Source organism: Methylobacterium persicinum (assembly GCF_022179525.1).
In the GTDB taxonomy this organism is placed as follows: Bacteria; Pseudomonadota; Alphaproteobacteria; order Rhizobiales; family Beijerinckiaceae; genus Methylobacterium; species Methylobacterium persicinum.
This window is the reverse complement of sequence record NZ_BPQX01000077.1, coordinates 1-7,241: the sequence shown is the minus strand read 5'-3', so window position 1 is coordinate 7,241 and position 7,241 is coordinate 1. Positions and strand designations below refer to the sequence as shown.

At 63.2% G+C, this 7,241-nt stretch carries 8 protein-coding genes; 5 read left to right on the top strand and 3 right to left on the bottom strand.

The window, feature by feature from the left end; all coding sequences use genetic code 11:
* On the top strand, window positions 1-378 hold a 378-nt coding region (locus MFF22_RS24215; protein ID WP_238253307.1), incomplete at its 5' end, for an integrase core domain-containing protein.
* A 335-nt stretch (window positions 379-713) separates the two neighbouring features.
* On the opposite strand, the gene MFF22_RS24210 is transcribed toward MFF22_RS24215, so the two are convergent.
* Complete coding sequence (locus MFF22_RS24210) at window positions 714-1,127, bottom strand: VOC family protein (protein ID WP_238253306.1); 414 nt, start codon at window positions 1,125-1,127, stop codon at window positions 714-716.
* 86 nt (window positions 1,128-1,213) lie between these two features.
* Here MFF22_RS24210 and MFF22_RS24205 point away from each other — a divergent pair, with 86 nt between their 5' ends.
* From MFF22_RS24205 to groL, 3 genes are all read left to right on the top strand, one after another.
* On the top strand, window positions 1,214-1,927 hold the full coding sequence (locus MFF22_RS24205) for a helix-turn-helix transcriptional regulator (protein WP_238253309.1): 714 nt from the start codon (window positions 1,214-1,216) through the stop codon (window positions 1,925-1,927).
* Between the two features lie 285 nt (window positions 1,928-2,212).
* Complete coding sequence (locus MFF22_RS24200; RefSeq protein WP_238253305.1) at window positions 2,213-2,500, top strand: co-chaperone GroES; 288 nt, start codon at window positions 2,213-2,215, stop codon at window positions 2,498-2,500.
* Between the two features lie 97 nt (window positions 2,501-2,597).
* The gene (groL, locus tag MFF22_RS24195) at window positions 2,598-4,232 is read left to right on the top strand and encodes a chaperonin GroEL (protein ID WP_238253304.1); all 1,635 of its coding nucleotides are present in this window, start codon (window positions 2,598-2,600) and stop codon (window positions 4,230-4,232) included.
* 46 nt (window positions 4,233-4,278) lie between these two features.
* Here groL and MFF22_RS24190 read toward each other — a convergent pair whose 3' ends face one another.
* Complete coding sequence (locus tag MFF22_RS24190; protein WP_238253303.1) at window positions 4,279-5,184, bottom strand: cobalamin B12-binding domain-containing protein; 906 nt, start codon at window positions 5,182-5,184, stop codon at window positions 4,279-4,281.
* 250 nt (window positions 5,185-5,434) lie between these two features.
* Here MFF22_RS24190 and MFF22_RS24185 point away from each other — a divergent pair, with 250 nt between their 5' ends.
* Window positions 5,435-6,082 (top strand): SDR family NAD(P)-dependent oxidoreductase, encoded by a 648-nt coding sequence (locus MFF22_RS24185; protein WP_238253302.1) that lies wholly within the window; start codon window positions 5,435-5,437, stop codon window positions 6,080-6,082.
* Window positions 6,083-6,615: 533 nt separating this feature from the next.
* On the opposite strand, the gene MFF22_RS24180 is transcribed toward MFF22_RS24185, so the two are convergent.
* Window positions 6,616-6,810 (bottom strand): hypothetical protein, encoded by a 195-nt coding sequence (locus tag MFF22_RS24180; RefSeq protein ID WP_238253301.1) that lies wholly within the window; start codon window positions 6,808-6,810, stop codon window positions 6,616-6,618.
* Between the last annotated feature and the right edge of the window lie 431 nt (window positions 6,811-7,241).

The window sequence follows — 7,241 nt, the reverse complement described above, 5'->3', positions numbered from 1 at the left end:
TCGCTCCGGGTCCTGACGCTGGCCGACGCCATGTGCCTGCACGGCATCCCGAAGCACATCCGCTGCGATAATGGCCCTGAGATGATCTCGAAGGCGCTGCGCAAATGGGTCGACAAAGCTGGCTCGCAGATCCAGTACATCGCACCCGGCTCGCCGTGGGAGAACGGGTACTGCGAGAGCTTCAATGGAACGCTTCAGGATGAGTGCCTGAGACAGGAGATCTTCTACTCGCTGAAGGAGGCACAGATCGTGATCGGTCTTTGGCAAACTACCTACAACCGCGTCCGGCCGCACTCGTCCCTGGGCTATCGGCCGCCCGCGCCTGTCAGCTACCCGGATCTGGCCTTCCGGCTACCTATGGCAGCGGCCATGCAGTAGCCTCCCACTCGGCTCGGTCCAAAATACCGGTCAGGTCAGGTGCGCTACCTCGGCATCGAGGCAGACGATGCCCTGGTGATGTCTGAGCAAACTGACATTTGACGATTGCCGCGGCGGTCTCTCAAGCCGTCGCGGCCCGAATGCTATGTGCAAAAGCGGACATGGTTCATCTGCGACTAATGACGTGGACTGGCCGAAAGCGGTCGGTCCGCTGCGGAGGTCGTCATCCGAAAAAAGCGGATTCACACTTCTAACCCAACTAAGCCGCCCGCCACGTCGGCTCTGGGGCCGGAAAGCGGACCAACGCTCGGTCGCCCGCCCATCAGAATGTCAGGTCAGGACACCATCACGTCCATGACCCATGTCACACCGAACCGATCCGTCAGCATCCCGTAGAGCGGGGACCAAGCTGAGGCGCCGAGTGGCTGCAGAACCGACGCGCCCACGCGAAGCTTCTCCCAGTGTGCAGTGACCTCCTCCGGCGATGTTCCGCGGACCGAGACGTAGAACGCGTTCTCGCCGGGGTTCCACGGCTTCTCCGGTTGCACGTCATAGGCCATGATCCGGAACCCCTGATCGGACGCCACTTGGCCCCAGATCACACGCTCGGCCTGCACGGCATCCTGTGTCGCCCCAAGGTCCCCGTAGGTGACGATCGTCCGCTCGCCCCCGAAGACGGAGCGGTAGAAGTCAAGCGCCTCGCGAGCCTGCCCGCGGAAGTTGAGATGGGTCGTCGTTTGGACGGTCATTGCGGCCTCCGATGTGCGGGGCGTGTTGTCGTGCCATGCGACCCGGATTTACTAACCCCTACCTGACAGAAACCGGCAGTAGACTGATGGCACGGAGTGACCGCCTCTTCCGTCTCCTCCAGGCGATGCGCACCCTGCCCAAACCGGTGACGGCCGCGCGGTTGGCAGAGGAAACCGGCGTCTCCGTGCGCTCGCTGTACCGGGACATCGACAGCCTGCGGGCCGCCGGAGCCCGGATCGACGGCGAGCGGGGTTACGGCTACCGGCTGATCGAGGATTACGCGCTTCCACCGCAGACCTTGGATCGCCTGGAGATCGAGGCGTTGGCGCTCGGCATGGCGGAGGTGCGCGCCATGGGCGACCCCGACTTGGCGGCAGCAGCGGCTTCGGTCGTGGCCAAGGTCGCCGCGACGCTGCCGGACGATCGCGAGCAGCACCTGTTCCACTGCGTCTCGAAGGTCTATCGCCCCGAGGCACGCTACGCGCCCGCGCAGCACCTGGGGCTGATCCGGCAGGCGTGCTGGCGAGAAGAGGCGCTCACCATCCACTACACGGATGAGCGCGGTTCGGGCACGTTGCGGACGATCCTGCCGCTGGCGATCATTCACACGGAGCGGCGACTGGTCGTTTTAGCGTGGTGCCGTCTGCGCGAAGCGTTCCGGATGTTCCGGATCGACCGCATCGTCGAAGCCAGGGTCGAAGGCGGCAGCTTTCGGCCTGGACGGGCGTCCTTACTCCGCGACTACCTGGAAGCACTGGAGAGCGAGAATGCGACCCCGGCAACAAGATCCGATGCCTGACCGCCGAGCGGGATATGCCAAAGGCCCTGGGTCTGCTTCAACGGCTACGCCACTTGGAAGCGGACTGGCTGGAATTCACCCAACTCAGTCATTTAAAGGCGTCGTCTTATCGAAGGTATGCCAGCATGGAGAGAATTCTCGGTAAGCGGGCGTATGATTAGCACTTCCGCATCGTGAGTGCTAAGAAGGATCTGATTGGGCCGCGATACTGATTTTCGCCGCTTCTCTCACGCGGAAGTGCCAGCCATTCGGTGGAACTCGCTTGGGACCGATTAGGATTTCGCGATGAAGTTTCGTCCGCTGCATGACCGCGTGGTGCTCCGTCGCCTCGAGGGTGAGGAGAAGACCAAGGGCGGCATCATCATCCCCGATACGGTCAAGGATAAGCCGCAGGAGGGCGAGGTCTTCGCCGTCGGACCCGGAGTGCGCGACGAGACGGGCAAGATGAACCCACTCGACGTCAGGACTGGCGATCGCGTGCTGTTCGGCAAGTGGTCCGGCACCGAAGTGAAGATTGATGGTCAGGACCTCCTGATCATGAAGGAATCCGATATTCTGGGCATTGTCGAATAGCCCTGGTCAGGCTGCTTGCGCCTCGAACGATGACTTGCCCTTCGAGGCGCCCGCTGTGGCGTGCCTCAGGGCCAGATGACAAAAGATAGGCCTCACCATGTCCGCCAAAGACGTTCGCTTTTCTGTTGACGCTCGCGACAAGATGCTGCGCGGTGTCGAGTTGCTTGCCAGCGCAGTGAAGGTGACGCTCGGCCCGAAGGGCCGCAACGTCGTGATCGAGAAGAGCTTCGGTGCCCCGCGCATCACCAAGGATGGCGTGACGGTCGCCAAGGAGATCGAACTCGTCGACCGGTTCGAGAACATGGGCGCCCAGATGGTGCGCGAAGTGGCCTCGAAGTCGAGCGATATCGCCGGTGACGGCACCACCACCGCGACCGTGTTGGCGGCCTCCATCGTCCGCGAGGGGGTGAAGTTCGTGGCCGCCGGGATGAACCCAATGGACCTAAAGCGCGGGATCGATCTGGCCGTGGCCGCGGTCGTGAAAGACATTGGCGCGCGCTCCCGCAAGGTTGCCTCGTCCGAGGAGATCTCTCAGGTCGGCACGATCTCCGCCAACGGCGACAAGGAGATCGGCGAGATGATCGCCCACGCCATGCAGAAGGTCGGCAACGAGGGCGTCATCACCGTCGAGGAAGCCAAGACCGCCGAGACCGAACTCGACGTCGTCGAGGGCATGCAGTTCGACCGCGGCTACCTCTCCCCGTACTTCGTCACGAACGCGGAGAAGATGGTCGCCGAGCTCGAGGACCCCTACATCCTCATCCACGAGAAGAAGCTCTCGTCGCTCCAGGCGATGCTGCCGGTGCTCGAGGCGGTCGTTCAGACGGGCAAGCCCCTGCTGATTATCGCCGAGGACATCGAGGGCGAGGCGCTCGCCACCCTCGTGGTCAACAAGCTCCGCGGCGGCCTGAAAGTCGCGGCCGTCAAGGCTCCGGGCTTCGGCGATCGCCGCAAGGCGATGCTCGAGGACATCGCGATCCTGACCAAGGGTGAGATGATCGCCGAGGACCTCGGCATCAAGCTCGAGAACGTCTCCCTGCCGATGCTCGGCCGCGCCAAGCGCGTCCGCATCGAGAAGGAGAACACCACGATCATCGACGGCGTCGGCGAGAAGGCCGACATCGAGGGTCGTATCTCGCAGATCAAGGCGCAGATCGAGGAGACCACCTCGGACTACGACCGGGAGAAGCTGCAGGAGCGTCTGGCCAAGCTCGCGGGCGGCGTCGCGGTGATCCGCGTCGGCGGCGCGACCGAGGTCGAGGTGAAGGAGAGGAAGGACCGCGTCGACGACGCCCTGAACGCCACCCGCGCTGCGGTGGAAGAAGGCATCGTCCCCGGCGGCGGCACTGCGCTACTGCGCGCCAAAGCCGCCGTCCAGGGCCTTTCCAACGACAATCCCGATGTCCAGGCCGGCATCAAGATCGTCCTCAAGGCCCTTGAGGCCCCGATCCGCCAGATCGCGCAGAACTCGGGTGTCGAGGGCTCGATCGTGGTCGGTAAGATTCTGGCCAACTCCTCTTCGACCTACGGCTTCAACGCCCAGACCGAAGAGTATGTCGACATGCTCCAAGCCGGGATCGTCGACCCGGCCAAAGTGGTACGCGCGGCCATTCAGGGCGCTGCGTCCGTCGCCGGCCTGCTCGTGACCACCGAAGCGATGATCTCTGAGGTCCCGCGGAAGGAAGCCCCGCCGACGATGGGCGGCGGCGGAATGGGCGGCATGGACTTCTGATCCGCCGACCATCCACCCGGCGTGGTCTGAAGAGCCGTAGATGGCGTCAGTCCTTGTTCGAGTGCGATCGTCTCGAGTGATTCGCAGCGAGATCCAGCAGCCGTTGCGCGAGTAGCACCGCGGTCGTCGCGTCGACCGCGGAGGCGTCTGCCCCGACCCGTTGAACGAGCTCCGGATGCTGCAGGAAGACGGGGCCTCCGACCATGACGCCGATGGCTGGGTTGCACGAGGCATCACGCACGGACCGGATGGCCGCAGCCAGCGGCTCGAGGCGGCTGTCACTGCTGAGTGTCAGGCCGACGACGTCGAACCATTCGGACGCCACCAAAGCCGCGATCTCCAGGGGAGTGGAGGCGAGGCCAATCGATACCTCCCAACCCGCCTTGCGAAGAAACTGCTCCACGATCCGCACGCCGAACGTGTGCTGCTCGCCGGGAGCGCCCATCAGGAGGACCCGATGCTGTCCGTCGGGCGCGGCTGCGTCTTCATCGATGCGGAATCGCGCCACAAGACGCTGAAGTCGGAATACGCCAGTCGTGACCTCGACGAAGTCACACAAATCTTCCTCCCACATGCGGCCCAGGAGAGCCGCAGAAGAAGCCAGGAGGTCGATAAATAGCTGATCGACGGGATAGCCCTCCGCGACCAATGCGGAAAAGGCCTGGATCATAGCCGCGTCGTCCGGCGCGAGTGTTAGATCGGTGAAGGCCGCGACTTGTTCAGCGTCTGGTTTGTACGCAGGCTTGGTCGTCTCGGTTACGAAGTCGGGGTGTAAAATCACCAATTGGGGGATGATCTCAGCCTGGATGACTTGGCCCAAGACGAGACAACGCTCACGCGCCGCTTCGGCGGCGCGTTTGCGGGCGTAGATCTGACGAGATTTCGCTGCCCGTTCGGGTTCGTGAACGGAACTGTCACCCCAGGGGTATTCGAACGAAGCGAGGTTCTGCACCGTCTTCCCCCCTCGGTGACACCGCGTCCACGACCTTGCTGGCCCATCGATCGCTGCCCGATATGAGAGCCGCTGTGAGGAGCGATGTAAAGCTAGAGCAATCTTTCCCAGAATGAGAAGGGTCGATCCGCTAAATCGGAACCTCGGGCGAACGTGCCCTCGAGCGATTTCTGTACTGCGACCGGTTGACAGAACCGGGTCATCGCCCGGCACTATGTTTGCGCGATCCACTGAGCGGAACGACAGCGCCATGCGTGAGGGCAATGCAGTCGTCGTGGTCGGGATCGGGCCTGGACTCGGGTTGGCTGCGGCTCACCGCTTCGCCCGCGAAGGGTTTGTGGTTGTTGGACTGGCTCGCACGCCCGACCGAGTACCCGCTGAGACCCGGATCGAAGTTCACCGAGCCGATGCCGCAGATCCCATGAGTCTCGACGCCGTCTTGCGGTCCATCGAGAGAGACCGCGGACCGATCGAGATCCTGATCTACAATGCGTATCGGGCCAGTATCGGACCGCCCGGCAGTCCCACACCAGACGATATCGCGGCCGACCTGCAGGTCAACGTCGTCGGAGCCTATGCGGCGTCGCAGACGATGCACAGCCTGATGTCTCCGCGCGGGCGGGGCAGCATCATCCTGACCGGCGGCGGCCTCGCCCTCGATCCCCGCCCTTGGCTCGATGCATTTTCCCTCTCTGCCGGTAAAGCCGCCTTGCGTAACCTTGCTTACTCCCTCTCGGATGCGTTCAAGACAAGCGGCATTGCAGTGACGACTGTAACTATCGCGGGAAGGATCGAGGAGAACACGTCGTTCGCACCGGATCTGATTGCGGAGACCATGTGGCACGTGCATCTGGCGGGGTTGGGTGCGGGGCCAGAGGTCATATTCACAGGTCGCTGACAGGAGTGCCAGCTGCCGAGCGGCAACGGTCTGAAAGATGCCGAACTTCGATGAGCGATTGGCCCGCGAGTTCGTTCAGGGGCTTGTGCGATCAGCGCTCGCCCGACGGGTCGATCCATCCGCTCGCCTCATCCAGCTCCGCACGATGCAACTGGTGGCAATTGAGACATCAGGAGAGCCTGCCGTCATTCAAGTCGCCGAACAACTCGTCTGGGCGATTGACCTTGCGCTGAAGGGGCGGCCCAAAGGAAGGTTGTAGATCGACCGGCCGAACCGCATCACTGCGCGCCAATCACGCTCCGTGAAAGTCTAGGTCTCGCCGCTCGACTCATCGCTTCGACGGATCGTCAGCTTCAGCCGTGTTCAAACTTCGTCGAGGCGGGGTGACGAAATTCGGTGTCACTCGGCACTCATACCAAGCCTAAAATGCGCGTGTCCGTCGTCGCCGCCGGGGATATCATCCAGCTTCGAATGAAACACTCCAGTCGCCGGACGCGTGCAAAGCACGCCCGGCGGGATCGTTAAGAGACGGATCAGTGCTTACCGAGACTTTGGCCGTGAGCCTTGGTCGAACACTCGTGGGCTTTCGCCGAGTGGCCGTGAGCCTCCTCAGAATGCTTCACGGCTGCCTTGGGGTCACCCTTTTCGTGATGTTCGGCGGCGATCTTGTGCGACTTCGCAGCGTTCTCGTGGTGCTTAGACGCTTCGAGGTGGGATGCCTGGGTCATGGCTGATTCCTTGTGCGGCACCGGTCAGCGGTGCTCGTTGCGGTCGTCTTGACCGGCGCGTCCGGACGGGGCGTCCTGACCGGCGTGCGAGGTGTCCTCGGGCGCCGCGCAGATCACTGCGCAGGCAAGCCCGGCCGTCGGAGGAGTGGACGTCCACCACCGGCGGATGCTCCCGGAAGGAGCGTGGAAAAACGGTTGCCCTCAGAGACTCTGCTCGACCGAGAGAGGGCCTATCGGACGTCTGGATCGACGATACGGCGCGACCGAGTTGCGCCCAGGTCGTATGGATTTGGCGACGATGACGCCGAAGCGTTCACATCAGCGCCCGAACGAGCCCGCAAGGCCTTCGACAAAGGCTATCGGCGGGCATCGACGACGATGTCGATCCAAGCGAAGCAGGCGGTCAGCATTGTACCGCCCGCGGATTGTGA